This is a genomic window from Halomonas sp. ND22Bw (assembly GCF_003011945.1).
GTDB classification, from domain to species: domain Bacteria; phylum Pseudomonadota; class Gammaproteobacteria; order Pseudomonadales; family Halomonadaceae; genus Halomonas; species Halomonas halophila.
In genome coordinates, this window is the sequence record NZ_PXWD01001889.1 from 1 (window position 1) to 231 (window position 231).

Sequence of the window (231 nt, forward strand, 5' to 3'; positions counted from 1 at the left end):
GTGGCCAATGCCCTGCACGACTTCACGCCGGACGTAGTCGCGCACCTGGCCGCCGAGAGCCATGTCGACCGCTCGATCGACGGCCCTGGCGCCTTCGTCCAGACCAATGTGGTCGGCACCTTCGTCATGCTGAACCAGACACTAGGTTATTGGCGCGATCTGGACGATGCGTCCAAGGCCGCATTCCGCTTCCACCATATCTCAACCGACGAAGTCTTCGGTTCGCTGGGC

1 protein-coding gene is annotated in these 231 nt (G+C 62.3%); it reads left to right on the plus strand.

Features of this window, described 5'->3' with window-relative positions; genetic code table 11:
- Positions 1 to 231: GDP-mannose 4,6-dehydratase (locus tag CVH10_RS24840; protein WP_146143432.1), on the plus strand; the 231-nt coding region annotated here is incomplete at both ends.